The 237-nt window shown below is 70.0% G+C and carries 1 pseudogene; it reads right to left on the bottom strand.

From position 1 onward, the window contains the following. Positions 1-237: pseudogene (locus AAEZ09_RS29135) on the bottom strand (3-ketosteroid-9-alpha-hydroxylase); the annotation flags it as partial.

Here is a 237-nt window from a genome sequence, read left to right as displayed (position 1 = left end):
GCCGTGCACGAGCGCCGATTTCAGGATCGACAGCACGGGCGTGATGCCGCTGCCGCCCGCGAACAACAGCAAATCGCCGTCGAGCGTGCGCGGCGTGAACACGCCGGCCGGCGGCAGCACGTCGAGCGCGTCGCCCGCCTTCACGCGATCGCACAGCCAGTTCGATGCGCGACCGTCACGCACGCGCTTGACGGTGATCTTCGGCGCCGCATCGATGCCGGGTGCGCTGGACAGCGA

It is taken from the genome of Pseudomonas sp. 65/3-MNA-CIBAN-0223 (assembly GCF_040310425.1).
Lineage (GTDB): Bacteria > Pseudomonadota > Gammaproteobacteria > Pseudomonadales > Pseudomonadaceae > Aquipseudomonas > Aquipseudomonas gregormendelii.
Note: the sequence above shows the minus strand (reverse complement) of the source record. Positions and strands in the feature narration are given on the sequence as shown.